At 72.2% G+C, this 26,067-nt stretch carries 23 protein-coding genes; 18 read left to right on the top strand and 5 right to left on the bottom strand.

Annotation, left to right across the window (positions count from 1 at the left end; all coding sequences use genetic code 11):
- Positions 1-248 precede the first annotated feature (248 nt).
- The gene (locus tag ABZ464_RS31050) at positions 249-449 is read left to right on the top strand and encodes an I78 family peptidase inhibitor (protein ID WP_359282179.1); all 201 of its coding nucleotides are present in this window, start codon (positions 249-251) and stop codon (positions 447-449) included.
- Positions 450-549: 100 nt separating this feature from the next.
- On the opposite strand, the gene ABZ464_RS31055 is transcribed toward ABZ464_RS31050, so the two are convergent.
- Both ABZ464_RS31055 and ABZ464_RS31060 read right to left on the bottom strand, forming a co-directional pair.
- Positions 550-1,578 carry a phosphatase PAP2 family protein gene (locus tag ABZ464_RS31055; RefSeq protein ID WP_359282181.1) on the bottom strand — a complete coding sequence of 343 codons (1,029 nt, stop codon included), beginning with the start codon at positions 1,576-1,578 and terminating at the stop codon, positions 550-552.
- 195 nt (positions 1,579-1,773) lie between these two features.
- Entirely contained in the window at positions 1,774-3,057 is a 1,284-nt protein-coding gene (locus tag ABZ464_RS31060; RefSeq protein WP_359282184.1) for a mannosyltransferase family protein, read from the bottom strand.
- A 249-nt stretch (positions 3,058-3,306) separates the two neighbouring features.
- On the opposite strand from ABZ464_RS31060, the gene ABZ464_RS31065 reads away from it, so the two are divergent.
- On the top strand, positions 3,307-4,914 hold the full coding sequence (locus ABZ464_RS31065) for an MFS transporter (protein WP_359282187.1): 1,608 nt from the start codon (positions 3,307-3,309) through the stop codon (positions 4,912-4,914).
- A gap of 121 nt (positions 4,915-5,035) precedes the next feature.
- Positions 5,036-6,226: an acyl-CoA dehydrogenase family protein gene (locus ABZ464_RS31070; RefSeq protein WP_359282190.1), complete on the top strand. Its 1,191-nt coding sequence runs from the start codon at positions 5,036-5,038 to the stop codon at positions 6,224-6,226.
- Positions 6,227-6,269: 43 nt separating this feature from the next.
- On the opposite strand, the gene ABZ464_RS31075 is transcribed toward ABZ464_RS31070, so the two are convergent.
- A complete protein-coding gene (locus ABZ464_RS31075) occupies positions 6,270-6,707 on the bottom strand; it encodes a cell division protein SepF (protein WP_359282192.1) in 438 nt (145 codons plus the stop codon).
- A gap of 346 nt (positions 6,708-7,053) precedes the next feature.
- On the opposite strand from ABZ464_RS31075, the gene ABZ464_RS31080 reads away from it, so the two are divergent.
- From ABZ464_RS31080 to ABZ464_RS31130, 11 genes are all read left to right on the top strand, one after another.
- Positions 7,054-8,214, top strand: a complete 1,161-nt coding sequence (locus ABZ464_RS31080; RefSeq protein WP_359282195.1) for a DUF5685 family protein — start codon at positions 7,054-7,056, stop codon at positions 8,212-8,214.
- A gap of 114 nt (positions 8,215-8,328) precedes the next feature.
- Positions 8,329-8,910 carry an ATP/GTP-binding protein gene (locus ABZ464_RS31085; RefSeq protein ID WP_359282198.1) on the top strand — a complete coding sequence of 194 codons (582 nt, stop codon included), beginning with the start codon at positions 8,329-8,331 and terminating at the stop codon, positions 8,908-8,910.
- 433 nt (positions 8,911-9,343) lie between these two features.
- On the top strand, positions 9,344-11,179 hold the full coding sequence (locus ABZ464_RS31090) for an FAD/NAD(P)-binding protein (protein ID WP_359282201.1): 1,836 nt from the start codon (positions 9,344-9,346) through the stop codon (positions 11,177-11,179).
- 74 nt (positions 11,180-11,253) lie between these two features.
- A complete protein-coding gene (locus ABZ464_RS31095; RefSeq protein ID WP_359282203.1) occupies positions 11,254-12,504 on the top strand; it encodes an LLM class flavin-dependent oxidoreductase in 1,251 nt (416 codons plus the stop codon).
- Positions 12,505-12,508: 4 nt separating this feature from the next.
- The gene (locus ABZ464_RS31100) at positions 12,509-13,291 is read left to right on the top strand and encodes a DUF1684 domain-containing protein (protein WP_359282205.1); all 783 of its coding nucleotides are present in this window, start codon (positions 12,509-12,511) and stop codon (positions 13,289-13,291) included.
- A 227-nt stretch (positions 13,292-13,518) separates the two neighbouring features.
- Positions 13,519-14,424, top strand: a complete 906-nt coding sequence (locus ABZ464_RS31105) for a S1 family peptidase (RefSeq protein WP_359282207.1) — start codon at positions 13,519-13,521, stop codon at positions 14,422-14,424.
- Between the two features lie 163 nt (positions 14,425-14,587).
- A complete protein-coding gene (locus ABZ464_RS31110; RefSeq protein WP_359282209.1) occupies positions 14,588-15,460 on the top strand; it encodes a slipin family protein in 873 nt (290 codons plus the stop codon).
- 231 nt (positions 15,461-15,691) lie between these two features.
- A complete protein-coding gene (locus tag ABZ464_RS31115) occupies positions 15,692-16,738 on the top strand; it encodes a S1 family peptidase (RefSeq protein WP_359282382.1) in 1,047 nt (348 codons plus the stop codon).
- A gap of 162 nt (positions 16,739-16,900) precedes the next feature.
- Positions 16,901-20,410: a DNA polymerase III subunit alpha gene (dnaE, locus tag ABZ464_RS31120; RefSeq protein WP_359282211.1), complete on the top strand. Its 3,510-nt coding sequence runs from the start codon at positions 16,901-16,903 to the stop codon at positions 20,408-20,410.
- Positions 20,407-21,387, top strand: coding sequence for a hypothetical protein (locus ABZ464_RS31125; RefSeq protein ID WP_359282213.1), 981 nt, complete (start codon positions 20,407-20,409; stop codon positions 21,385-21,387). The genes dnaE and ABZ464_RS31125 overlap by 4 nt, the downstream gene beginning before the upstream one ends.
- A gap of 44 nt (positions 21,388-21,431) precedes the next feature.
- Positions 21,432-22,571: an NADAR family protein gene (locus ABZ464_RS31130; protein ID WP_359282216.1), complete on the top strand. Its 1,140-nt coding sequence runs from the start codon at positions 21,432-21,434 to the stop codon at positions 22,569-22,571.
- Here ABZ464_RS31130 and ABZ464_RS31135 read toward each other — a convergent pair.
- The gene (locus tag ABZ464_RS31135; RefSeq protein WP_359282219.1) at positions 22,549-22,923 is read right to left on the bottom strand and encodes a cupin domain-containing protein; all 375 of its coding nucleotides are present in this window, start codon (positions 22,921-22,923) and stop codon (positions 22,549-22,551) included. The genes ABZ464_RS31130 and ABZ464_RS31135 overlap by 23 nt on opposite strands.
- 99 nt (positions 22,924-23,022) lie before the next feature.
- On the opposite strand from ABZ464_RS31135, the gene ABZ464_RS31140 reads away from it, so the two are divergent.
- The 3 genes from ABZ464_RS31140 to ABZ464_RS31150 all read left to right on the top strand — a co-directional run bounded on the left by ABZ464_RS31140 (position 23,023) and on the right by ABZ464_RS31150 (position 25,156).
- The gene (locus ABZ464_RS31140) at positions 23,023-23,469 is read left to right on the top strand and encodes a MarR family transcriptional regulator (RefSeq protein WP_359282220.1); all 447 of its coding nucleotides are present in this window, start codon (positions 23,023-23,025) and stop codon (positions 23,467-23,469) included.
- Between the two features lie 172 nt (positions 23,470-23,641).
- The gene (locus tag ABZ464_RS31145; RefSeq protein ID WP_359282222.1) at positions 23,642-24,511 is read left to right on the top strand and encodes an alpha/beta fold hydrolase; all 870 of its coding nucleotides are present in this window, start codon (positions 23,642-23,644) and stop codon (positions 24,509-24,511) included.
- A 195-nt stretch (positions 24,512-24,706) separates the two neighbouring features.
- Positions 24,707-25,156 (top strand): GNAT family N-acetyltransferase, encoded by a 450-nt coding sequence (locus ABZ464_RS31150; RefSeq protein WP_359282384.1) that lies wholly within the window; start codon positions 24,707-24,709, stop codon positions 25,154-25,156.
- A gap of 18 nt (positions 25,157-25,174) precedes the next feature.
- On the opposite strand, the gene ABZ464_RS31155 is transcribed toward ABZ464_RS31150, so the two are convergent.
- A complete protein-coding gene (locus tag ABZ464_RS31155) occupies positions 25,175-25,309 on the bottom strand; it encodes a hypothetical protein (RefSeq protein WP_133913577.1) in 135 nt (44 codons plus the stop codon).
- A 160-nt stretch (positions 25,310-25,469) separates the two neighbouring features.
- Here ABZ464_RS31155 and ABZ464_RS31160 point away from each other — a divergent pair, with 160 nt between their 5' ends.
- Entirely contained in the window at positions 25,470-26,063 is a 594-nt protein-coding gene (locus tag ABZ464_RS31160; RefSeq protein ID WP_359282225.1) for a class I SAM-dependent methyltransferase, read from the top strand.
- Positions 26,064-26,067 lie beyond the last annotated feature (4 nt).

The following is a 26,067-nucleotide window of genomic DNA, read 5'->3' on the forward strand; positions in this document are numbered from 1 at the left end:
CGAAAAGGCCGGGAAAAGGGGCTCGGGGAGGATTCTCCGGGTACTTTCCGCCGGTTTTTTCGAGGAGTCGTGACGACACGCGGGAATTACGTTCGAATGCGTACGGAAGGCTGCGGGAACCGCTCGTACGTGTGACCAAGTTCGACCGAAACGCGCGTCGTGATCCTGTGACAGAAGTGTGACCGGAGTGATCCACATCCGCGTTCCGGGGTTTCCCCGGCAGCCCTCCCGGGCCTAGCGTGGGCCGCATGGCAGCGAATGAGCCCCAGGACAATCCGGACGGATACGTCGGCCTCGATGCCGAGCACGCCGAGCGGCTCGCCCGGGAGCGGGGGTGGTCGACCGTCCGCTCCCTGGCGCCCGGGGCGATCATCACCATGGAGTACCGCTTCGGGCGGCTGAACTTCGAGGTGCGCGACGGCCGGGTGGCACGGGCCTGGAAGGGCTGAGCAGGACACGGCGAAGGCCCCGGTTCCCGTCAGGAGGGGAACCGGGGCCTTCGGTCGCGGGACCGGTTGTGCGTACCGGTGGTCCCGCTGCTCAGGGGGGTCAGCCGCCGGTCAGCGGCCGGGCCGCCGAGGCGGTCGCGCCGCGCGGCAGCCGCTCGGTGTGCGGGGGTCTTCGGCTGCCGACGGGGGTGACCGGGGTGCGTTCCGAACGGGCCGTGTGCGGGCCCGGGGCCAGGTAGGCCGGGGTCCTGGGCGAACGGGCGGCCGCGACCGTCTCGCGGGCCGCCGCGGCCTCCTCCTGGGCCGTGGGCCGCGGCGTGAACGGCACGGGTACGGCGACGGGGGCGGCCGGTGCCGGGACAGCGCCGGCGTGGCGCTCGCGCCAGCGGTCGCGCAGGTCGAGGATGGCGACCTCGGCGCGGGCGATCAGCGGCTCGCACCAGGGCAGGGCCAGCAGGATCAGCAGCCCCGCGGCCCAGCCGAGCACGACGTCGCTCAGCCAGTGCGTGCCGAGGTAGACGGTGGTCAGGCCGACGCCCAGCGAGACCACGGCGGAGACGGCCGACAGCCAGCGGCGGGCCCGCGGAGTGGAGGCCAGATAGGCCAGGATTCCCCAGGTCACGACCGCGTTGGCGGTGTGACCGCTGGGGAATATGTCGCCGCCCAGGCCCATCTCGTTGGAGCCGATGGTGGTCGCGTAGTGCGGTCCGAGCCGGCCCATGCCGAGCTTGGCGGCGCCGACGGTGATGTTCAGCAGCAGCAGGGAGGCGCCCAGTGTCAGCAGCGGGCGCAGGGTGTGCTGCCGCCAGGATCTCCAGCCGAGCCAGGCCGCGACCATCACGGCGGTCGGGCCGCGCTGGCCGAGGACGACGTAGTAGTCCAGGAACGCGTGGATCTCGGGCCACTGCTGGTACGGCCGGAAGAACATGACCTGCCAGTCGAGGCGGACCAGCCACGAGGTGACCACCACGAGCCACACGATCGCCAGATAGAAGGCCAGGGTCGCCGCGAGCAGCGCGATCCGGTGCCTGCTCATCCTCGGCACGTCGATGTGGGCCGGTCGTTCCGGCTCACGGTCGAGCCTGGCGAACACCCGGTCCAGACGGGTGAGGTTTCGTTCGGTACGCACCTAAACGACGTTACAGCGAGTGAGCTCGGCACTCGGCCGAATCCGCTGGTTTGTGATGACCATGTGATGTGGGATTGCTCTCAGGAGCGGCTGAATTCCTGCGGATTCGCTAATCCTCGAACGCCGGTTCCTTCAATTCCTTTGATCAATGTGGGAGACAGTTTTAAGGAACTTATGAATGAGTTCACCGGAAACTCACGGAGGACCGGAACCGTTCAGCCACCACGCCCCGTACACGGCCGACGCCACCGCGACACCGCCCACGACCAGCGCCGCCCTCGGTGTGCGCGACCGGGCCAGGGCCAGGGCGAGCGGGAACAGCAGCGGGAAGGCGGGCAGCAGCAGGCGCGGTTTCGAGCCGAAGTAGCTCGACGTGCACAGGGCGAGGGCGAGCACCACGCCGCCGTAGACCAGCAGCGGAAGCGGCTGGCGCTGCCGTACGCAGACGACGTACAGCCGGATCAGCGCGGCGACGCCGACGATCAGGCCGAGGCCGGCCAGGGCGGCCGGAAACGATGTGAACTTGGCGGCGATGAAACGGGCGAAGGCGTAGCCGCCGTCGAAGCCGTTGCGCCAGCCCGCCTGGACATCGAGATAGCCGAGCGGGCCCTGGCCGGTGCGGTGGCCGACCCACAGCACATAGCCCGCGGTGCCCAGCGGCGCGAGGAGCATGCCGAGGGCGCGGGCGGCGCGTCCTGCGCCCTCCGGTGCCGGTTCGCGCCGGAGAGGGGCGTCGGCGGGCGGGCCGGGGGCGCGTTCCGGGGAGCGCGCGCCGGGTTCGGGCGCCGTGCTGCGGTTCCGCCCGAACGAGGACCCCGAGGGTGTGCCCCGGTCCCGTGGGGAGGACGTGAAGGACGCCAGACCGGCCACCCAGACCGCCGCGACCACCGCGAGCCCCACCGGACGGGTCAGGCCCGACAACGACGCGAGCACACCCGCGGTCACCCACCGTCCGGTCAGCACCGCGTACAGCGACCAGGCGGCGAGCGCGGTGAACAGCGACTCGCTGTACGCCATGGACTGCACGATCCCGATCGGCAGCAGCGCCCACACGAGCACCGCGCACACGCCCGCCCGGCGCCCGTACACCTGGTCGGCCACCGCGAAGATCCCCCAGGCCGCGGCGAGCGAGGCGAGCAGCGCGACCGCGAACCCCGCGTCGGCGTAGGACAGCGGGCTCACAGCGTGCAGGAGCCTTTCCAGCCACGGCAGCAGCGGGAAGAAGGCGAGGTTGGAGTGGACGTCCCCGTTGGGCAGCCGGACCTCGTAGCCGTACCCCAGCTCGGCCACCCTCGTGTACCAGAGGGCGTCCCAGCGGGCCGTCAGCAGGGTGTGCGCGCTCTTGCCGCGGGCGGCGCTCCACAGGGCCAGGACGAGCAGGCCCAGGCCCCGTACGGCCACATAGCCCAGCAGGGCGGGGGCCGCCCGGCGCAGGGCCGCGAAGCCCGGGGGCACCACGCGCGTTCCAAGATCGGTCACGGGCCCGATTATCGACCGGGCGGTACGCCGGCCGGGAAAACAGCCGCCCACGAAGTGGCGTACGCCACATGGGTTCGCCGTGAAGTGTGAGAGTTCCGCCACGTGGCCCTGGCGCGAACTCGCGTACGCTGCGATTCACTCGTGTTCGTTTGCGCGGGCCGGAGACCACCGCTCCTCTCCGGCCGAGTCGCGGGGAGTCCCCACCCCGCGAGCCCGCCGGACCGAGGGGATCACCTGGGAGGTACGTACATGTCCGGGACGACCACGGCCGCCGTCGGGCTGCGCCGTCGGGCGGCCGGGGCCGGTGCCAACCGCTGGGTCGTGCTCGTGGTGCTGTGCGTCAGCCTGCTCCTGGTCGCGGTCGACGCGACCGTGCTGCACGTCGCGGTGCCGGCGGTCACCGAGGACCTCAGGCCCGGCGCGATCGAGCTGCTCTGGATCGTCGACACCTATCCACTGGTCTGCGCCTCGCTGCTGATCCTGTTCGGCACGCTCGGCGACAGGGTGGGCCGCCGGCGGATCCTGCTGCTCGGGTACGCCCTGTTCGGCGTCGCCTCCGCGCTGGCGGCCTTCGCCGGGAGCGCCGAGGTGCTGATCCTGGCGCGGGCGCTGCTCGGCGTCGGTGGTGCGATGATCATGCCGGCCACGCTGTCGATCCTGCGCCAGGTCTTCCCCGACCGCCGGGAGAGAGCGCTCGCCATCGGCATCTGGAGCGCGGTGGCCGCGGTCGGCGCGGCCGTCGGACCGCTGCTCGGCGGATTCCTGCTGGAGCACTTCTGGTGGGGCTCGGTCTTCCTCGTCAACATCCCGCTGATGCTGGTCAGCCTCCCGGTGGGGCGGCTGCTGCTGCCGGAGTCGCGGGGCACCGGCGAGGGGCCCTGGGACGTGGTCGGCGCGCTGATGGCGGCGGCCGGGCTGTTCGGTCTCGTCCTCGGCGTCAAGCGGCTGGGCGGCGCGGAGTTCGGCCCGTTCACCGTGGTGCCGCTGCTGGTCGGCGCGGTGCTGATGGTCCTGTTCGTACGGCGTCAGCGACGGCGTGAGCATCCGCTGGTGGACCTGGGGATGTTCGCCCGGCCGGCGTTCAGCACCTCCGTCGGCTGCATCGTGCTGGCCATGCTGGCGCTGGTGGGCCTGGAGCTGATCGCCGCGCAGTATCTCCAGCTGGTGCTCGGTCTCTCCCCGCTCCAGACGGGTCTACGACTCCTGCCGCTGACCTTCGCCGCGATGGCGGCGGGGCTGGCCGGGGCGCGGCTGCTGCGCGGGTTCGGGCCGCGGCGGATGGTGTGCGCGGGGTTCCTGCTGACCGCGCTGGCCGTGCTGCTGCTGACCGCGATGGGCGGGGCGGACAACGCCGGGCTGCTGCTGTCCGGGTTCGTGCTGCTCGGCTTCGGGCTGGAGACGACGCTGTTCGCGGCGTACGAGTCGATGCTGAGCGAGGCTCCGGCGGAACGGGCGGGCGGCGCGGCGGCGATCGGCGAGACCTCCTACCAGCTCGGGGCGGGCATCGGCATCGCCCTGCTGGGCAGCGTGATGAACGCGGCGTACGCGCCCGGACTGTCCTCCGTGCCCGGGGTGCCGGCGTCCGCGTCGGCGGCCGCGGGGCATTCGCTGGGCGAGGCCTACGAGGTGGCCGGACAGCTCGGCGGGCCGGCCGGGGCGGCGCTGCGGCGGGTCGCGAAGGACAGCTTCGTGCACGGGCTGCATGTCACGCTGTTGGTCAGCGCCGGGTTGCTGCTGCTGGGGGCGGTGATGGCGCTGAGGCTGCCGCGGGTGATGCAGTGCGAGTCGGTCGCGGTGGAGCTGCCCGCTCCCCGCGAGGTGTCTCCCACCCACGCATCGCCCGTGACCGTTCGCTGACAGGGTGACCTTTCCGGTGGGGCGTGTCCGCCGTCGGCGGCTTTCCGCAGTGCCTTGAGTGGTACCTTCGAGCGACATCGTAACTAGCGGTGCTAGTTTTGTGCTGCCGGAGGAGCTCGTCATGGCCGCGTCCTCGAAGTTGCCCCCCTTCGACCCCGCCGATCCGCTCGGGATCGACGATCTGCTCGAGCCGGAGGATCTGGCGATCCGCGACACCGTGCGGAGCTGGGCCGTGGACCGGGTGGAGCCGTTCGTCGCCGAGTGGTACGAGCGCGGGGAGCTGCCGGTGATCCGGGAGCTCGCCCGGGAGCTCGGGGCGATCGGGGCGCTCGGGATGTCGCTCGACGGGTACGGGTGCGCCGGGGCGAGCGCCGTGCAGTACGGGCTCGCCTGTCTGGAGCTGGAGGCCGCCGACTCCGGGATCCGGTCCCTGGTCTCCGTGCAGGGCTCCCTCGCCATGTACGCGATCCACCGGTTCGGCTCCGAGGAGCAGAAGCAGACGTGGCTGCCGCGGATGGCCTCCGGCGAGGTCATCGGCTGCTTCGGGCTGACCGAGCCCGACCACGGGTCCGACCCGGCCGGCATGCGGACGTACGCCAAGCGCGACGGCTCGGACTGGGTGCTGAGCGGGCGGAAGATGTGGATCACCAACGGGTCCGTCGCCGGGGTCGCCGTCGTCTGGGCGCAGACCGACGGGGGCATCCGGGGATTCGTCGTGCCCACCGACAGCACCGGCTTCTCCGCGCCGGAGATCAAGCACAAGTGGTCGTTGCGGGCGAGTGTGACCAGTGAGCTCGTGCTCGACGAGGTCAGTCTGCCCGGCGACGCCGTGCTGCCGGAGGTCGTGGGGCTCAAGGGGCCGCTGAGCTGTCTCTCCCACGCGCGGTACGGGATCGTCTGGGGCGCGATGGGCGCGGCCCGCACCTGTTTCGAGGCCGCAGTCGACTACGCGCGCACCCGCGAACAGTTCGGGCGGCCCATCGGAGGGTTCCAGCTCACCCAGGCCAAGCTCGCCGACATGGCGGTCGAGCTGCACAAGGGGATTCTGCTCGCCCACCATCTGGGGCGGCGCATGGACGCCGGCCGACTGCGTCCCGAACAGGTCAGCTTCGGCAAGCTCAACAACGTGCGGGAGGCCATCGAGATCTGCCGCACGGCGCGGACGATCCTCGGGGCCAACGGGATCTCGCTGGAGTATCCCGTCATGCGGCACGCGACGAACCTGGAGTCGGTGCTCACCTACGAGGGCACCGTCGAGATGCACCAGCTCGTGCTGGGCAAGGCGCTCACCGGACTCGACGCCTTCCGCTGACCCGGCCCGGGGGGCCGAGGCGGGGCCGGCGAGCGGCCCTGCCTCAGCTCTGGTTGAAGAAACCGTCCGTGCGGCGCCCGGCCGGGTCGCCGTTCACGATCTCCGTGTTGGACGGGGTCAGCAGGAACACCCGGGTCGAGACGCGCTCGATCGAACCGCGCAGTCCGAAGATCAGCCCGGCCGCGAAGTCGACGACGCGCTTGGCGTCGGCGGCCTCCATCGCGGTGAGGTTCATGATGACCGGCACGCCCTCGCGGAACAGCTCACCGATCAGCCGCGCGTCCCGGAAGCTGTCCGGGGTGACGGTGCCGATCCGGCGGCCCTTCTCCTCGGCCGTGTCCGAGGCGACCTTGACGCGCGGGTCGGTGACCCAGGCGTCTTGCGAGTCGGCCCCCTCGGAGTAGTCGTCGTCGTAGTAACGCTCGTCATCGTTGTCGTCGACGAGGCCAAGCCAGGCACTTGCCTTGCGCACCGATCCCATGGACGCCTCCTCTCACAGCGGTCTTTCTTCCTTTCCGCATTCCCATGGTCGTCCATGATGCGGATGTCGCGCCAAGTGGATAGACGCCGCGCGGGGGGTTTGTGACGGTACTGGTGCACAGAGAATCCGTCGAGAGCCCGCGTCTCCCAAGGGTCCTGCTGTGTACGGCTGCTGACTGAGAGTGAAATATGACTGTTCGTGGCGTACGGGTGATACAGGGTGCGTACGGGTGAACGGGGCAGAGCGTTCAACGTCGATTATCGGCCGATAGCATGCGGCAGCTCAATGTCTTAAAGGCCCCGCTCTCAGGGCAGGGGAACACGGACTGCGGACCACGGGGGTTGTCATGTTCGGAATCGTCAGACCGTGCAGCCATCGGCTCGGTGAGCGGCTCAAGAGCCAGTGGATGGCGCATCTGTGCGGACTGTGTCTCGCGCTGCGCGGCGATCACGGCCAGTTCGCCCGGGTCGTCACCAACTACGACGGGCTGCTCATCTCGGTCCTGACGGAGGCTCAGGCCGAGAAGGCCGCCGGCCGGCGGCGTACGGCCGGCCCGTGCCCGTTGCGCGGGATGCGCACCGCCTCCGTCGCCCAGGGCGAGGGGGCGCGGCTCGCGGCGGCCGTCTCGCTGGTGCTCGCCTCGGCCAAGGTGCGCGACCATGTCGCCGACGGGGACGGACTGCTGGCCCGGCGTCCGGTCGCCGTCGCCGCCCGCCGGGTCGCCAGGAGCTGGGGACGGGCCGGGGAGCGCGGCGGCGCCGCGGTCGGCTTCGACACGGCGGTCCTGGTGGACGCCGTGGACCGGCAGATCGGGCTGGAGGCGCTGGCCGGGCCCGGCACTCCGCTGCTGACCGTCACCGAACCGACCGAGACCGCCACGGCCGCCGCCTTCGCGCACACCGCGGTCCTCGCGGGCCGGCCGGGCAACGCCGTCCCGCTCGCCGAGGCCGGGCGGCTCTTCGGGCGGCTCGCGCATCTGCTCGACGCCGTCGAGGACCGGGACGCCGACGCGCGGGCCGGCGCCTGGAACCCGCTCACGGCCACCGGGACCCCGCTCACCGAGGCCCGGCGGCTCGCGGACGACGCCCTGCACGGGATCCGGCTCGCCCTCAAGGACGTCGAGTTCAGCGAGGGACGGCTGGCGCATCTGCTGCTCGCGCACGAGCTGGAGCGGTCGGTGGACCGGGCGTTCGGGACGTCCTCGTGCGGGCACCCGCATCCGGGGGCCGCGCAGGAGGGCCGGGCCGCGTTCGGGCCCCCGCCGCAGATGCCCGCGCCGCCCAAGCAGCCGCGGGGGCTGCTCGCCGGGTGTGCCGTCGCCCTCGGACTGTTCTGCACCTGCCAGGTGTGCTGTGCCGACGAGTTCGAGGGGCCGTGGTCGCGGAAGAAGCACGAGGGCTGCTGCTCCAACTGTGACTGCGGGAACTGTGACTGCGGGTGCGGTGACTGCTGCAACTGCGACTGCTGCGACGGGTGCGACTGCTGCGGCTGCGACTGCTCCTGCTGACACACGGTCACCCGCCGTGCGCCCGGGGCGGTGTGAGGGGGGTCACGGTGAGCGCCGAGCACCTCCGGGACGTATCTCCTGTCGAGACACGGAAGCTCGAAAGGATCACAGATCATGCCCGGGCGCTCAGAGAAAACCGTGCCGCTTGCCGTGAAGATCGTGGTGAGCGGGGGGCTCGGGGTCGGCAAGACGACCTTCATCGGGGCCGTTTCCGAGATCGAACCCCTCGACACCGAGGCGGCGATCACCCAGGTGTCGGTGGGGGTCGACTCCCTGGAAGGGGTGGAGACCAAGACCAGGACCACCGTCGCGCTCGACTTCGGGCGGATCACCCTCGATCCGGCCATCGCGCTGTATCTGTTCGGGACGCCCGGGCAGGGGCGGTTCTCGTTCCTGTGGGACGACCTGGTGGAGGGCGCCCTCGGGACGGTCGTCCTCGCGGACACGCGCCGGCTCGAGGAGTGCTTTCCGGCTGTCGACTACTTCGAGGCCCAGGAAGCGCCGTTCGTTCTGGCGGTCAACCGGTTCGACGGGGCCGAGCGGTGCGAGTTGGAGGAGGTGCGGGGGGTGTTGGGGCTGGACCCCGATGTGCCGGTGCTGGAGTGCGACGCTCGGCAGCGGGGGTCCGTGCGGGATGTTCTGGGCGTGCTGATGGACCGGGTGATCGGGGTGCGGGCTTCTTCCGGGGTGCGCTGAATCGCCGTACGGGCGCGGACGTACGGCGGGTGCGGGTGGTGGGTGGTTGATCGCGCAGTTCCCCGCGCCCTGGGCGGGGTGGGGGTGAGCGCGCGTGTGAAGCGAGGGGAGGGGTGTGAAGGCTTGAAGGGGGCACGCGGAAGCGTCCCCGGCGCGCATGGGGTCAGCTCAACAGGAACAGGACCACACGCGACCGAAGTCGATGTGGGAGCGGGTGACCAGCCACTGCTGCGGATGCATGGGCCAAGTGGAACAGGTCTCCGGTTACCCGTCAACCGACATGAGACGTACGGCTCACAGTTCGGACAGCCTTGACAGTGAGGGGAAACACCGCCGTACTCTCGCTGTACGGCCCTGCTGAGGGGCTCGGCCGTAGCTCTTGCCGTGTGAAGGCACTCCACCGTGTTCGACCGATGCGTCACGGAGCCTTCGCATGTCTTCCGACACCCTTGCCCCCACCCCGGCCGCCCCGGACCTCAGACCGTCCCTCGTGATCGTCGGGGCCGGGCCGCGCGGGACCGGTCTGATCGAACGGATCGCCGCCAACGCGCCCGAGCTGTACGCCGGTTCGGGCCTCGACATCCATCTCGTCGACCCGCATCCGCCGGGCGCCGGACGGATCTGGCGGGCCGCCCAGTCACCGCTGCTGTGGATGAACTCGCACGCCGAGGACGTCACCATGTTCACCGACGAGACCGTGGTCATGGACGGGCCGGTGCGGCCGGGGCCCACCCTGCACGAGTGGGCCGGCGTCGACGGGCGGCTCTTCGCCGACCGACAGCTCCAGGGCGCCTATCTGAGCTGGGTGCACGAACAGGCCGTCGCCGCCCTGCCGGAGAAGGTCACCGTCCACCACCACCCCCGGCGCGCGCTGCGGGTGAGCGGTCCGCGCGAGGGACGTCAGCAGGTCTGGCTGGAGGGGCGGTCCCGGCCGCTGCCCGCCGACCTCGTCGTCCTGGCCCTCGGCCACCTCGACGCCGAACTCGACGTCGAGCAGCGGGAGTTGGCCTCGTACGCCGATGAGCACGGGCTCGTCCATCTGCCGCCCGACTTCACCGCCGACAGCGATCTGTCCGCGCTCCGGCCCGGCGAACCCGTCCTGGTGCGCGGCTTCGGGCTCGCCTTCGTCGACCTGATGGTGCTGCTCACCGAAGGGCGCGGCGGACGGTACGAGGGGGACACCTATGTGCCCTCGGGGCGGGAGCCGGTGCTGTACGTCGGGTCGCGGCGCGGAGTGCCGTACCGCTCGAAGATCGGCTACGACTGGACCGGCGAGCGGCCCCCGCTGCCCAGGTTCCTCGGACCCGCCCAGACCGACGAACTCCTCGCCCGGCCCGGGGGGTTCGACTTCCGGCGGGACGTGTGGCCGCTGGTGGAGAAGGAGCTGGGCTTCGCCCACTACCACCGGCTGTTCGCCGCCCACCCCGAGCGGACCGCGATCGCCTGGACGGACTTCGAGGAGAAGTACGCGGCCGCCTCCGGGGAGGCCGAACGGGAGGCCCTCGTCGCCTCCGCCGTCCCCGATCCCGCCGACCGGCTCGACCTCGCCGCGCTCGACCGGCCGCTGGACGGGGTGCGGTACGCCTCGCACGAGGAGTTCCAGGACGGTCTGCGACGGTACGTCGAGGACGATCTGAGCCGCCGGCACAACCCTGAGCACAGTGCCGATCTGTCCGTGTTCCTCGGGCTGCTGTCGGTCTACGGGCAGCTCGTGCGGCTCGGGGACATCGGGTCCTGGTGGCACGGGTTCTTCAGCTATCTCGCCTCCGGGCCGCCCGGGCCCCGGCTGCGGCAGCTCCTCGCGCTCTCCCGGGCGGGAGTGCTGAAGTTCGTCGGCGCCGACATGGCCGTACACGCCGAGGACGGGGTGTTCCGGGCGTCCAGTCCGACCGTGCCCGGGTTCTCCGTCGAGGCACGCGCGCTGGTGGAGGCCCGGCTGCCCGAGCCGACCCTGCGGCGGGCCCTCGACCCGCTGCTGCGCGACCTGCACGCCGGGGGCGCCGGGGAGACGGCCGACGGACTGCTGCGGGTGGACCGGCTCGACGGGCGGGTCCTGGACCGGGCCGGCCGGCCGCATCCGCGGCGCTTCGCGCTCGGCCCGCACACCGACGGACGTACCCCCGGCGCGTTCACCCGCCCCCGCACGGGCGGTCCCGCGTTCCGGCAGAACGACGCCACCGCGCGCGCCGCCCTGGTGTTCCTGCGGGACCTCGGCGCCGACGCCGCCGCCCGAGCCCCCTTCCGGCCCGGCAAAGGATGCTCACGATGACCGTCAGGGTCGACATCAGGTCCGCGCACCGGAGCCCAGGCCCGGGGCCGTTGCCGTCGAAGGCGCGGTGAGCCATGGGACTGCTGCATCTGGCCGCCGCCGTCGACCTGCCCGGGGTGGACGAGGCCGCCCCCTACGTGGAGCTGGCCCGGCTCGCCGAGCGCGGCGGGCTGGACTTCGTGACGCTGGACGACCTCCCCGGCCGGCCCGGGCTCGACGCGTGGGCCGTGCTCACCCGGGTGGCGTCGGCCACGCGCCGCGTCGGACTGGTGGCCGGGTTCGGCGAGCCCCACGCCGCGGCGGCTGCCGTCGCCGCCCTCGACCGGCTCAGCCGCGGCCGGGCCGGCCTGCGGATCGACGTCTCTCCGGATGAGGCCCTGTCAGAGAACCGCCGGCTGTCCGGGGCCCGCAGGCTGTCCGGGGCCCGCAGGCTGTCGGGGTCCGGCCCGCTGTCGGGGTCCGGCCCGGTGTCCGGGTCCGGCCCGCTGTCAGGGGCCGGCAGGCTGTCGGGGTCGAGCCCGCTGTCGGGGTCCGGCCCGCTATGGTCCCGTCCGGACGCGCTCCGCCCGGAGTCGCCCCGCCCGCCGTCGGGGTCCCGTCCGGACGCGTCCCACCCGGCCGAGCGCCGCCCGGTCGCGCCCCGCCCGCCGTCGGGGTCCCGTCCCGACTCGACCCGCCCGGCCGAGCCCCGCCCGGAGTCGCCCCGCCCGCCGTCGGGGTCCCGCCCGGACTCGACCCGCTCGGCCGCCCCCCACCCGGAGGCCGACGAGGGTGGCGGTGGTTCGGCCGGATGGGGGGACCTGAACATTTCCCCGCAGGGCCACCCCGTACGGGTCGTCGACGCCACCGAGGCGGCCGCGCGCCCCGCCGCCGCCCGGTACGCCGAGGTGGCCCTCGTCCGGGTGGCGGGTTGCGCGCAGGCCCGTGCCGTACGCGGACACCTGCGCGCCGAGGCCGCCGCGTACGGACGGGACCCGGACTCCCTGCGGGTGATGGTGAGTCTGCTCGCCGACCTCGGGGACGGCGAGCACGCGGCCGAGCCGGGCCACGGTGGGGGCGGCCCCCGGCAGACCAGCCGGGGCCCGCTCTACCGCGGCGGCCCCGTCGACCTCGCCGAGCTGATCGCCTCCTGGCACCGGGAAGACGCCGCCGACGGCTTCCACCTCGTCCCCGTCGAACCCCACCGCGACCTGGAACGCCTGGTCAACGGCACGGTCGCGCTGCTCCAGCACCGCGGTCTGTTCCGCACCTTCTACCCGGGCGGCACCCTGCGCGAGCACCTGGGCCTCGCCCGCCCCGCCCCTCAGTACGCACCGAAAGGCTGACCACATGACGACGGACGCGCCGGACCTCTGGAAGCAGTGGCACGCACACCGGCTGGAGACGCTGGCGGCCCCCTACGGCCCGCTCGCCCTCACCGGCACCCACTGGTTGGAGGACTTCCCGGACGGTCGGCTTCCGGACATCCCCGGGGTCTGGGTGGCCGAGGAGGACGGGGTGGTGCTGACGGCAGCCGGGACCGATGGGCTGATCCTGGACGGAGGGCCGTTCGGCGGAACGGTCCGGCTCGGCGCCGACCCGGGAGCGGTGGACGCGGCCCGGGTCGCGCACGGCGAGCGGCGGCTGGTCGTGTTGGTGCGGGAGGGGGTCTGGGGGGTGCGCGACTTCGACCCCGGGGCCGAGGCCCGGCGCCTGTTCCGGGGCGTCGAGGCCACCCCGTACGAGGCGCGCTGGTCGGTGCCGGCGCGCTTCACGCCGTACGACGGGAACCGGACCGTGCGGGTGCCGAACGCCGACGGACGGACGCGCGGCCTCGGGCTCGGCGGGGAACTGACGTTCGCCCTCGACGGGCGGGAGCACACGCTCCGGGTGGCCGTGCAGGGCGACGGCTTGCTGTGGGCGGTGTTCGCCGACTCCACCAGTGGGGTGAGCAGCCACCGGTTCCGGTTCCTCCACTCGGGTGCCCCCGACGACGAGGGGCGCACGACGGTGGACTTCAACCGTGCCGTACTGCCTCCGTGTGCATTCGCCGACGCTTTCATCTGCCCCTTCCCGCCACCGGGGAACACTCTCGACGTGGAGATCGAGGCAGGGGAGCGCAACCTGGTCTGAGCTGGGGCAAGAGGCCTCGAAGAGGGCTCAACTCACGTAGTTCGTTCAAGGTCTGACGGCCGAAAGGCGCCCTTGCGCCGACCGGCCGTTCGGCCGAATACTCCCCCTCAGCGCTTGTCAGGGTCACGGCGTGTCCGGAATCCGGGCGAACGTCTGATCCTGGCTGCGCCTCACGGGCCCCGACCCCACACGACGGGCCCCCGACTTCCCCTGGGAGGGAACGAAACGTGAGGATCAAGCGCACCACCCCCACCACCCGCGGTATCTCGAGACGGAGCCGGCTGATCGCCGTCACCACCGGACTCGTGGCCGCGGCCGCCATCGCGATCCCCAACGCGAGCGCGGCGGACACCGCCACCTTCAGCTCCGCCCAGCTGAAGAGCGCGGGCAACTCCGTGCTCCAGGCGGACGTCCCGGGCACCGCCTGGGCCGTCGACAGCAAGACCAACCGCCTTCTCGTCACCGTCGACAGCACCGTCTCCGACGCCGAGATCGCGCAGATCAAGGAGGCCGCGGGCAGCAACGCCGGCGCCCTCACGATCAAGCACACCCCCGGCAAGTTCAACAAGCTCATCGCGGGCGGCGACGCCATCTACGGCGGCGGCTACCGCTGCTCGCTCGGCTTCAACGTGGTCAGCGGCAGCACCTACTACTTCCTGACCGCCGGTCACTGCGGCGAGGTCGCCTCGACCTGGTACTCCAACTCCGGGCAGACGACCACGCTGGGCACGAACGTCAGCTACAGCTTCCCGACCAACGACTACGCGCTGGTCCGCTACACCAACAGCTCGGTCACCAAGTCCGGCACCGCGGGCAACACGGACATCACCAGCTCGGGCACGCCCAGCGTCGGCACCACGGTCTACCGTGACGGCTCGACCACCGGCATCCACAGCGGCCGGGTCACCGCGCTGAACGCCACCGTGAACTACGGCAGCGGCGACATCGTCTACGGCATGATCCAGACCAACGTCTGCGCCGAGGGCGGCGACTCCGGTGGCCCGCTGTACTCCACCAGCGGCATCGCCTACGGTCTGACCTCCGGCGGCAGCGGCAACTGCACCTCCGGCGGTACGACCTTCTTCCAGCCGGTGGCGGAGGCCCTGAGCGCGTACGGCGTCAGCGTCTTCTAGTACGCCCGGCAGGACCGGCTCCACGGATCGGCGAGCCCCCGCACGTGAACCGCCGTGCGGGGGCTCCCTCTTGTACGGGGGCGGGGTTACCGTCGTAGGGCGGGAACTGGACGGGAACGGGACGGGAACTTACGGGAAGCGCTTCGGACCCCTGGGGGCCGGCATGGTCGAGGAGCTGGTGGCGGCGGGAGCCGGGCTCGTGTCCGCCGGAGTGGTGTACGTGATGGCGGCGGCGCGGGTCGTCAAACAGTACGAGCGGGGGGTGGTCTTCCGGCTCGGGAAGCTCCGGCCCGCGGTGCGCGGACCCGGGCTGACCCTGATCGTGCCGGGCGTCGACCGGCTCCGTAAGGTCAACATGCAGATCGTCACGATGCCGGTGCCGGGCCAGGAGGGCATCACCCGGGACAATGTGACGGTCCGGGTGGACGCCGTCGTCTACTTCAGGGTGACCGCGCCGGCCGAGGCGGTGGTCCGGGTGGAGGACTACCGGTTCGCCGTCTCGCAGATGGCGCAGACCTCGCTGAGGTCCATCATCGGCAAGAGCGAGCTGGACGATCTGCTCTCCGACCGCGAAAAGCTCAACCAGGGGCTGGAGTTGATGATCGACAGCCCGGCCGTGGAGTGGGGCGTCACCATCGACCGGGTCGAGATCAAGGACGTCTCCCTGCCCGAGACGATGAAGCGGTCCATGGCCCGGCAGGCCGAGGCCGACCGGGAGCGCCGGGCGCGGGTCATCAACGCCGACGCCGAGCTCCAGGCCTCCAAGAAGCTCGCGGAGGCGGCCCGCGAGATGTCCGAGCAGCCCGCCGCGCTCCAGCTGCGGCTGCTGCAGACGGTGGTGGCGGTCGCCGCCGAGAAGAACTCCACGCTGGTGCTGCCGTTCCCGGTGGAGCTGCTGAGGTTCCTGGAGAAGGCACAGCAGCAACTGCCCGCGACGCCCGCACCCCCACCCCCACCCGCGCCCGCACCGGCACCCGCACCCGCACCCCCACCGGAACCCGCATCCGCACCGGAGCAGGGAACCGGTCAGCAGTAGCGCCCGGGGCGTTTGCAGTACGAACGGGGTGGTGAAGGCGCGAAGGGCGTGAAGTGCTCACCCTGTGCGCGTCCCGGAGTCAACCTTGTGTGCTCCCTGTGTCCTTCGGGAGAGTGACTTTTCGTCAACCAGCCACTCTTCGGTGCGGTACGGCCCCCACAGCCGTCCGGGCCGACCCCCACAGGAGGACGCGAGTTGCAGCACCGACGCATATCCCGGCGACGGACGGTCATGGCGGGCGCGGGTGTCGCCGCGCTCGTCGCGGCGGGAGTCACCTTCCAGACCGCGAACGCCAGTGAACCGGAGAAGGGCCCGCGGCCGGCCGCTCTCACGGCCTTCGCGGCCGGAAAGCTCGCCTCGACCCTCGGCGAGGACCTCGGCGCCGACACGGCGGGCACCTACTACGACGCGAAGAGCCGCAGCCTGGTGGTGAACGTGCTCGACGCGGCCGCCGCGAAGACCGTCGAGGCGGCCGGGGCCAGGGCGAGAATCGTCGAGAACTCCCTCGCCGAACTGGCCGGCGCCCGGACCGCCCTCAGGGCGGACGCGGCCGTCCCCGGCACCGCCTGGGTGACCGACCCGCGCACCAACAAGGTCGTCGTCACCGCCGACCGCACGGTCTCCGCCGCCGTGTGGGCGAAGCTCGCCAAGGTGGTCGACGGGCTCGGAGGGACCGCCGAACTCCGGCGCACCAAGGGGGAGTTCAAACCCTTCGTCGCCGGCGGTGACGCGATCACCGGTGGCGGCGGCCGCTGCTCGCTCGGCTTCAACGTGGTCAAGGACGGTGAGCCGTACTTCCTGACCGCCGGGCACTGCACCGAGGCCATCTCCACCTGGTCGGACTCCTCCGGCACCGTGATCGGCGCCAACGCGGCCTCCAGCTTCCCGGGCGACGACTACGGCCTGGTCAAGTACACCTCCGACGTCGACCACCCCAGCGAGGTAGACCTCTACGACGGCTCGGCCCAGCCGATCACCGGCGCCGCCGAGGCCACCGTGGGCATGCGGGTCACGCGCAGCGGCTCCACCACCCACGTCCACTCGGGCACGGTCACGGGTCTGGACGCGACCGTGAACTACGGCAACGGCGACATCGTCGACGGACTGATCCAGACCGACGTCTGCGCCGAGCCCGGCGACAGCGGCGGCTCCCTCTTCTCGGGCAGCGGCGCGGTCGGTCTGACCTCCGGCGGCAGCGGCGACTGCGCCTCCGGCGGGGAGACGTTCTTCCAGCCGGTGACGGAGGCGCTGTCGGCGACGGGCACCCGGATCGGCTGACTCCGGGTGGGTGGTTTTTGCCCACGTTTCCGCAGGTGACTCGGGCGTTCCCGCAGGTGGGGGACGCCCGAGCGGCGGTCGTACAGATGTTCGGAATTTGGTCTATGGTGGGGGTGAGGGATTAGGGAACTGATGTTCGAAGCGTGATCGTGGGAGGTGCGTGTGCCAGGCTTCACGCATCTGCACACCGTCTCCGGGTTCTCGCTGCGGTACGGGGCCTCGCACCCGGAGCGGCTGGCCGAGCGCGCCGCCGAACGGGGCATGGACGCCCTCGCCCTCACCGACCGCGACACCCTGGCGGGCACGGTCCGCTTCGCCAAGGCCTGCGCGAAGGCGGGCGTGCGCCCGCTCTTCGGCGTGGATCTGCCGGTCGCCGGGCCCGTACGGCAGGACAGCGACGTACGACGGGAAAGGCGCCGCACGCCTGTGCGCGGCGGTGCCTTCATCGACGAGTCGACCCCTCGCGTCACCTTCCTCGCCCGCGACGGCGCCCGGGGCTGGGCCGACCTGTGCCGGATCGTCACCGCCGCTCATGCCGACGGGGACGTCCCGGTGCTGCCCTGGACCGGCAACCACGGCGACGGCCTGACCGTCCTGCTCGGCCCCGCCTCCGACGTCGGCCGCGCCCTGGCCGCCGGACGCCCGGACCGGGCCGCGAAGCTCCTCGCCCCCTGGCGCGAGGTGTACGGCGACGCCCTGCGCCTGGAGGCCGTCTGGCACGGCCGCGAAGGCACCGGACCGGGCTCCCTGCGGCTGGCCGCCCGTACCGTCGGCTTCGCCGCCGACCAGCGGATCCGCCCGGTGCTCAGCAACGCCGTCCGCTACGCCGACCCCGGCCAGGGCCCGGTCGCCGACGTCCTGGACGCCGCCCGCCGACTGGTCCCCGTCGACCCGGCCAAGGAACTCGACTCGGGCGAGGCCTGGCTGAAGGGCGCGGACGCCATGGCGGCGGCGGCCGAGCGGATCGTGGAGGCCGCGGGCTTCCGGCGGGACACCGCCCACCGGTTGCTGGAGCAGACCCGGGCCACGGCCGCCGCATGCCTGGTCGACCCCGAGGACGACCTCGGCATGGGCACCGTCCACTTCCCGGAACCGCATCTCGTCGGCGCGGGCCGCCGCACCGCCCAGCGGGCGCTGGCCTCGCGGGCGACGGCGGGCATGGTGCGGTACGGCTATGCCGGCCGGCGCGCCTACTGGGAGCGGATGCACCACGAGCTGGACATCATCGCCCACCACGGCTTCGCCTCCTACTTCCTCACCGTCGCCCAGGTCGTCGACGACGTACGGCACATGGGCATCCGGGTCGCCGCGCGCGGCTCCGGCGCGGGCTCCCTCGTCAACCACCTCCTCGGCATCGCGCACGCCGACCCGGTCGAGCACGGGCTGCTGATGGAGCGCTTCCTGTCGAAGGAACGGGTCGTGCTGCCCGACATCGACATCGACGTGGAGTCCGCGCGCCGGCTGGAGGTCTACCGGGCGATCATCGGCCGGTTCGGCGCCGAGCGGGTCGCGACGGTCGCGATGCCGGAGACGTACCGGGTCCGGCACGCCGTCCGGGACGTCGGCGCGGCCCTGTCCATGGACCCCGCCGACATCGACCGCATCGCCAAGTCCTTCCCGCACATCCGGGCCCGCGACGCCCGCGCGGCGCTGGCGGAGCTGCCCGAACTCAAGGCGCTGGCCGAGGAGATGGGCGGTCGCGGCAGGCTCTGGGAGCTGGTCGAGGCGCTCGACGCCCTCCCGCGCGGCATCGCCATGCACCCGTGCGGGGTGCTCCTGTCCGACGCCTCCCTGCTCTCCCGTACGCCGGTCATGCCGACCAGCGGCGAGGGGTTCCCCATGGCCCAGTTCGACAAGGACGACGTGGAGGACCTCGGGCTGCTCAAGCTGGATGTGCTGGGCGTGCGGATGCAGTCGGCGATGGCGCACGCGGTGGCCGAGGTGGAGCGGGCGACGGGGGAGCGGATCGACCTGGACGCGGTGGCGCCGGGCGACCCGTCGACGTACCGGCTCATCCGGTCCACCGAGACGCTGGGCTGCTTCCAGATCGAGTCGCCGGGCCAGCGCGACCTGGTCGGGCGGCTCCAGCCGGCCACGTTCGACGACCTGGTCGTCGACATCTCGCTGTTCCGGCCCGGCCCGGTCGCCGCCGACATGGTGCGCCCGTTCATCGAGGCGCGGCACGGGCGGGCGCCCGTCCGTTACCCGCACCCCGATCTGGAGGAGCCGCTGAGGGGGACGTACGGGGTCGTCGTCTTCCACGAGCAGATCATCGACATCGTCGCGATCATGACCCGCTGCGGGCGCGGCGAGGCGGACCGGGTGCGGCGCGGGCTGTCCGATCCGGAGTCGCAGGGGCGGATCAAGGTGTGGTTCGCCCAGCACGCGACGGCCAACGGCTACGACGCGGAAACGATTCGGCGGACCTGGGAGATCATCGAGGCCTTCGGCTCGTACGGCTTCTGCAAGGCGCACGCGGTCGCCTTCGCCGTCCCGACGTACCAGTCGGCGTGGCTGAAGGCGCACCACCCGGCTGCCTTCTACGCCGGGCTGCTCACCCACGACCCCGGGATGTACCCGAAGCGGCTGCTGCTGGCGGACGCGCGGCGGCGCGGGGTGCCGATCCTGCCGTTGGACGTGAACCGGTCGGGAGTCGCCCACCGTATCGAACTGGTGTCTGAATCCCCTGGTGCGCACGGGCGTTGGGGGCTGCGGCTGGCCCTCTCCGACGTGCACGGCATCAGCGAGGCCGAGGCGGCACGGGTCGCGGACGGACAGCCGTACGCCTCGCTCCTCGACTTCTGGGAACGGGCCCGTCCGAGCCGGCCGCTCGCCGGGCGGCTGGCGCAGGTGGGCGCGTTGGACGAGTTCGGCGCCAACCGGCGTGACCTGCAACTGCACCTGGCCGAGCTGCACCGGGGCGCCCGGGGCGCGGGCGGTGGTCAACTCCCCCTGGCGGGCGGGCGGCGGACCGCCGCCGCCGGGCTGCCGGACCTGTCCCCGGCCGAGCGGCTCAGCGCCGAGCTGGGCGTGCTGTCCATGGACGCCTCACGCCATCTGATGGACGATCACCGGACCTTCCTCGACGAGCTGGGCGTGGTCCCGGCGCGGCGGCTGCGCGAGGCGCGGCACGGGGAGACCGTGCTGGTCGCGGGCGCCAAGGCGGCCACCCAGACCCCGCCGATCCGATCCGGGAAGCGGGTCATCTTCAGCACCCTGGACGACGGCACGGGCCTGGTCGACCTCGCCTTCTTCGACGACTCCCACGACGCCTGCGCGCACACCGTCTTCCACTCCTGGCTGCTGCTGGTGCGCGGAGTGGTGCAGCGGCGCGGGCCGCGCAGCCTGAGCGTGGTGGGCTCCGCCGCCTGGAACCTCGCCGAACTCGTCGCACTGCGCGCCGAGGGCGGGCTGGACGAGGTGGCGGCACGGCTCGCGGCGCCGACGCCTACGCCGGAGCCAGGGGCGGGGGCGGGAGCGGGGGCGGGGGCGGATGAGGGGGCGGGGGAGTCGGCCGGGTCCGGTGATTCGACCGGGGGCAGGCGAATCCATCTGCCCACCGGATACGAACTCCATCCGTGGGCCGATCTACGGCCCGCGGGACAAGAGGCCTCTCAAGGGCCTGCGACGGTACGGAAGTTGTGGCACCAGAGTCCGGGGAGTGCGGGATGACCATCCTCTGCGTACGTTTCCAGCTGCCTGCGCGGTACGAGGCCGAGGCGGCCCTGCCCGGGCTGCTCGGGCTGCTCGAGGAGTTCACACCGGTCGTCGAGGCGCTGCCGCCGGACGGGGCGCTGGCCGATCTGCGGGGCGCCGAACGGTACTTCGGGCGCAGCGCCGTGGAGCTGGCGTCGGTGATCCGGGTCCGCGCCCTCGCGCTGTACGGCGTCGACTGCGTCATCGGAGCCGGTCCCGGCCCGATGCTGGCCCGGGTGGCGCTGCGGGACGCCCGGCCGGGGCTGACCCGTACGGTCCCGGAGGGCGTGGACCAGGTGCGGGAGTTCCTCGCCGAGAGGCCTGTCGCCGCGCTGCCCGGCGTCGGTACGACCACCGCCCGCACGCTGTGCGAGTACGGCCTCGACACCCTCGGCCGGGTCGCCGCCGCGCCCCTGTCCACCCTTCAGCGTCTGGTCGGCGCGAAGGCGGGCCGCGAGCTGCGGGAGAAGGCGAGCGGGATCGACCGGGGCCGGGTCGTCCCGAACGCCGTCTCCCGCTCCCTGGCCGCCGAACGGCCCTTCGACCGCGACGAGCTGGACCCCGACCGGCACCGCCGGGCCCTGCTGTCCGCCGCCGGGGAGCTGGGCGCCCGGCTGCGCGCCCTGGAGAAGGTCTGCCGCACCCTGACCCTCACCGTGCGCTACGCCGACCGCTCCTCCACCCTCCGCAGCCGCACCCTCAAGGAACCGACCGCGCACTCGGCGGCCCTGACGAGGACGGCGTACTCCCTGTACGAGGCGCTCGGGCTGCAGCGCGCCCGGGTCCGGGCGATCGTCCTGCGCGCGGAGGCCCTCGGCCCCGCCGACCAGGCCTCCTACCAGCTCACCTTCGACCCCGCCGACGAGAAGGTCCGCCGGGTCGAGGAGGTCGCCGACCGGGTGCGGGCCAAGTTCGGGCCGGGGGCGGTGATCCCGGGGGCGCTGGCGGCGTGAACAACCGAAGGCCTTCGCGGTACGAGGTGACATAAGGTGCCCGGATGACGTGGAGGCGGCCGACCTGGCGGATCGTGGACGGGGAGAGAATCAGCGGGACCTGGACCCATGTGTGGCGCCGGGTCCAGGGGACGGACCGGTACTACGTCGACGATCTGTTCGTCTACGCCGACGGTGCGGTCGGCTGCTCCGAGCTGGCCGATATGGCCGGCCTGGAGCGGATGCTGGACTCGGGCCGGATCGCCGTACGGGATCCGGCGGCGCCGCCCTTCGAGGAACCCGGGAACCGCTGGCGGGCCCGCTGTCCCGAGCCGCTGACCCCGGAGAACTTCCTTCTCGAAGTCGCCGACGTCATGGCGGAGTTGGCGGGGCGGCCGACGACCTCCGAGCGCTGCCGGGACACGATCGAGGTGTTCCGCGCGGAGCCCACCGAGGCCCACCGGGAGCTGCTCAGGGAGGCCTATCTGGCGATTCCGCCGCACCGGCGCGTCTACTTCCTCGGGGACATGGACCATCAGGACCGCCCCGTGAAGATCCTGCTCACCGCGCTCGGGGAGCAGGTCGACGGGGACGGTCCGGTGGCGACGGACGAACTGCACCGGTGGGCGCTCGACTACTTCACGCGCGGGGACGAGGGCGTCGAGCGGGAGAAGGAGCGGCGGGCCGTCCGGTACGCGGACGATCCGGCCACGGCGGGCCGCCCGGCGGTCGTCCTGCATGAGACGGTCTTCCCGAAGGGGCACCCGGCGAAGCTCGGCCTGTTCGCCCTGTACAACGACTTCCCGGTCCCCCTCCGGTACGCGGGGGACACCTACGCGTCCGTCCTGCACGGCTACTGGGCCCTGTCCACGGCCCACGAGGCCGACCGGCTCGCCGTCCGGGACGCCCCCACCCCCGCCGAGGCCCAGGAACGGGGCGGCCGGGCCGTACGGCGCGAGGACTGGCCAAAGATCCGCCTCGCCGTGATGGCCGGGCTGCTGCGGGCCAAGTTCACCCAGCACCCCGGGCCGGCGGAGGTCCTGCTCGGCACCGGGGACGCGACGATCGTCTACACCGGGTTCTCGGAGTCCCCGTACTGGAGGGACACCCGCGCCGAGGGCGGTCGCAACTGGGCGGGCCGGCTGCTGGAGCTGGTCCGCGCCGAACTCGGCGCCGAACGCGTCAGTTGGCCCACGGCGGGCTGATCCGCGAGCCGTCGGCCAGCTCGGCCTCCAGCCCGATGGACGTGGTGACCCACGACAGCGCGGTGTGCCCGGTCGGATTCTCGACCGCCAGGGTCGCCCCCGGGTTGATGATCAGGGTGTCCCCGGCGGAGATCCGCTCGGTCCGGCCGTCGAGGGTGACGATCAGCTCGCCGACGAGCAGATGAAAGATCTCCTCCCGGTTGACGGTGTGCGCGGGCGCCTTCGTCCCGGCGGGAATCTCCCCGCGCCAGGCGCACAGTTCCTTGCTGCCGGTGAGGGGGGTGGCGTACGAGACGAAGCGGGCGCCGTGGATCTCATGGGTGGTGGCCTCGGAGGAGCGGACGATCGGCATGGGGGCCTCCCTGGGGATATGGTCAAGCTGCTTGACTACTTCACTCGCCTCTATGGTCAAGCTGCTTGACCATCTCGTCAAGGGTGTTTCAATGCCTCCGTGCACAACTCCGAGGCCATGGCCCTGTCCGCAGCCCTGCTCGCCGCAGCCGGTGAGCTGACCCAGCGCATCCATGAGGGGGTCGTCGCCCGCGGTTTCGAGGGGGTCAGGCCCGCCCATGGCTTCGCCTTCGCCCGGCTGGCCCCCGGCGGCGCCACGGTCACCGACCTCGCCGTCCATCTCGGGTTCACCAAGCAGGCGGCGAGTCAGCTCGTCGACGAGCTCGTGCGCAAGGGCTATGTCGAGCGGCGGGTGCATCCCGGCGACGCCCGGGCCCGGCTGATCGTGCTCACCGGGCGGGGGTGGGAGTGCACCCGGGCGGCGGAGGCGGCGGCGGCCGAGGTCGTGCGGGAGTGGCTGGACGTGCTGGGGGAGGGTGAAGTGCGGGTGCTGGGCGATCAGTTGCGGCGCATCGCCCCCTACGGCCCCATCCGGCCCGCCTGGTGACGGATTGTCAGCCGTCCCGGCCGCCGCTTACTACCACTGGAAGTTTTTACTGACGCGTAACTTCACACATCAGCTACTCGTTCGTAACTTGATGAGTGAACAGCATCCTGGTGATCCGGATCACAGGGCGTAAGGCCATCGCACCTCCCTTGAGCCGCAAGGAGATCACCCGATGCTGCCCTGGAAGCGCCTGCTCGGACCCCTCACCGCACTGCTGCTGGCAGCCGCTGCCGCCACGGCCCCCGCCTCCGCCGCCCACGCCTCCTCCGCCGCCGCGACCTCGTCGAGCGGCTGGAACGACTACAGCTGCAAGCCCTCCGCCGCCCACCCCCGCCCCGTCGTCCTGGTCCACGGCACCCTCGGGAACTCGATCGACAACTGGCTGTCCCTCGCCCCCTACCTCGAGGACCGGGGCTACTGCGTCTACTCCCTCGACTACGGCCAACTGCCGGGCGTGCCGTTCTTCCACGGTCTCGGCCCCATCGACGAGTCGGCCGAACAGCTCTCCGCCTTCGTCGACAAGGTGCTCTCCGCGACCGGCGCCGCCAAGGCCGACCTCGTCGGCCACTCCCAGGGCGGCATGATGCCCCGCTACTACCTGAAGTTCCTCGGCGGAGCCGCCAAGGTGAACGCCCTCGTCGGCCTCGCCCCCGACAACCACGGCGCCACCCTCAGCGGCCTCACCAACCTGCTGCCCTACTTCCCCGGCGCCGAGGACCTGATCTCCGCCGCCACCCCCGGCCTCGCCGACCAGATCCCCGGCTCGGCCTTCCTCGCCAAGCTCAACGCCGGCGGCGACACCGTCCCCGGCGTCCACTACACGGTCGTCGCCACCAAGTACGACGAGGTGGCGACCCCCTGGCGCAGCCAGTACCTCAGCGGACCGGACGTGCGCAACGTCCTGCTCCAGGACCTGTGCCCGCTCGACCTCTCCGAGCACGTGGCGATCGGCCTGTTCGACCGGATCGCCTTCCACGAAGTGGCCAACGCACTCGACCCGGCCCGCGCCACCCCCACCACCTGCGCGTCCGCGCTGAGCTGACCAGGAGGTCCCCCGCCGGGGCCTGTCCGGCCTGAGCCGCCGGTCAGGCCCCGAAGTCCTGTCGACCGAGGGTGCCGGAACCAAGTAACCGTAGAAAACGCCTGCCGGGCGAGGCCCGGAGCGATCTTTAGGGCTGCCTTAAGGAAGCGCTGAGGCGCAGATCAGGTAGCTACGGTGTCCCGCATGACGAGCGAGATGACGAGCGAGGAGATCCGGCCCGCCACGGCGGCCGACGTGACGGCCGTGAAGGCGGTCACCGACGCGGCGTACACGCCCTACATCGAGCGCATCGGCGTCGTACCGCTGCCCATGCGGGTGGACCACGCGGCGGAGGTGGCCGCGGGGAAGGTGTTCGTGACCGGGGACCCCGTGGTGGGCCTGGTCGTCGTCGAGGCGTTCCCCGACCATCTGTTCCTCGACAGCATCGCCGTCCGTCCCGACGCCCACGGAAGGGGTGTCGGGCGGCGGCTGCTGCACTTCGTGGACGCACACGCGCGTGCGCTCGGCCTGCCCGAGGTCAGGCTCTACACGAACGCGCTGATGTGGGAGAACCAGAAGATCTACCCGAGGTACGGCTACGAGCTGGTGGGGCGGCGCGTCGACGGCGGCTACGACCGGCTCCACTACCGCAAGCGGCTCGGCTGACCGGGGCAGCGGGGTGTCTCACCCGTCCGGCCACCAGGTGCGCGCGATGTCCTTTCGCACCTCGGGGCGCCCGGCGGGGCGCTCGTCCGCCTCTTCCCGGATCCGGCGGGAGTCCGTCTTCTTCAGGGGCTTCTGCACAGTAGTGCGGCGCATGGCTGCCTCCTTCGGAGCTACCTGGTTCCGTGATCCCACGGAGGTAGACCCTTTCCGGGAGGGTTCCTCATCGAACCTCGCTCTGTCAGTGGCGGGTGTCACGATTCGAGTGTCAGTGGCGGGTGTCACTCTGGGGCACACGGGGTGGAAAGGTGACGAAATGACTTCAGCGCGTGTCGACTGGGACGCGGAGGCGGCGAGCTTCGACGAGGAACCGGATCACGGACTGCGCGACCCCGAGGTGCGGGCCGCCTGGGCGGAGCGGCTGCTCGGCTGGCTCCCGGGGCGCGCCTGCGACCTGCTCGACCTCGGCTGCGGCACCGGGAGCCTCTCGCTCCTCGCCGCCGAACAGGGCCACCGGGTCACCGGGGTCGATCTGTCCGAGCCCATGATCGAGCGGGCCCGCGCCAAACTCGCCGGGCGCGACGCGGTGTTCCTCCTCGGTGACGCGGTGGCGCCCCCGGTGGGCGAACAGCGCTTCGACACCGTGCTCGTCCGGCATGTGCTGTGGGCCCTGCCCGACCCCGCCCGCGTCCTGCGGCACTGGCGGAGCCTGCTGCGGCCCGGCGGACGGCTCGTCCTGGTGGAGGGCGTCTGGGGGACGGTCACCCCGGTCGGCATACCGGCGGACCGCCTCACCACCCTCCTCACCCCGCTCGCCGGGCACACCCGCCTGGAGCGGCTCTCGGACGACCCGCGCCTGTGGGGCGGACCGGTGGAGGACGAGCGGTACGCGGTGGTGGCGACGGTCTGACGCC

The organism is Streptomyces sp. NPDC005820, assembly GCF_040630255.1.
GTDB lineage: Bacteria > Actinomycetota > Actinomycetes > Streptomycetales > Streptomycetaceae > Streptomyces.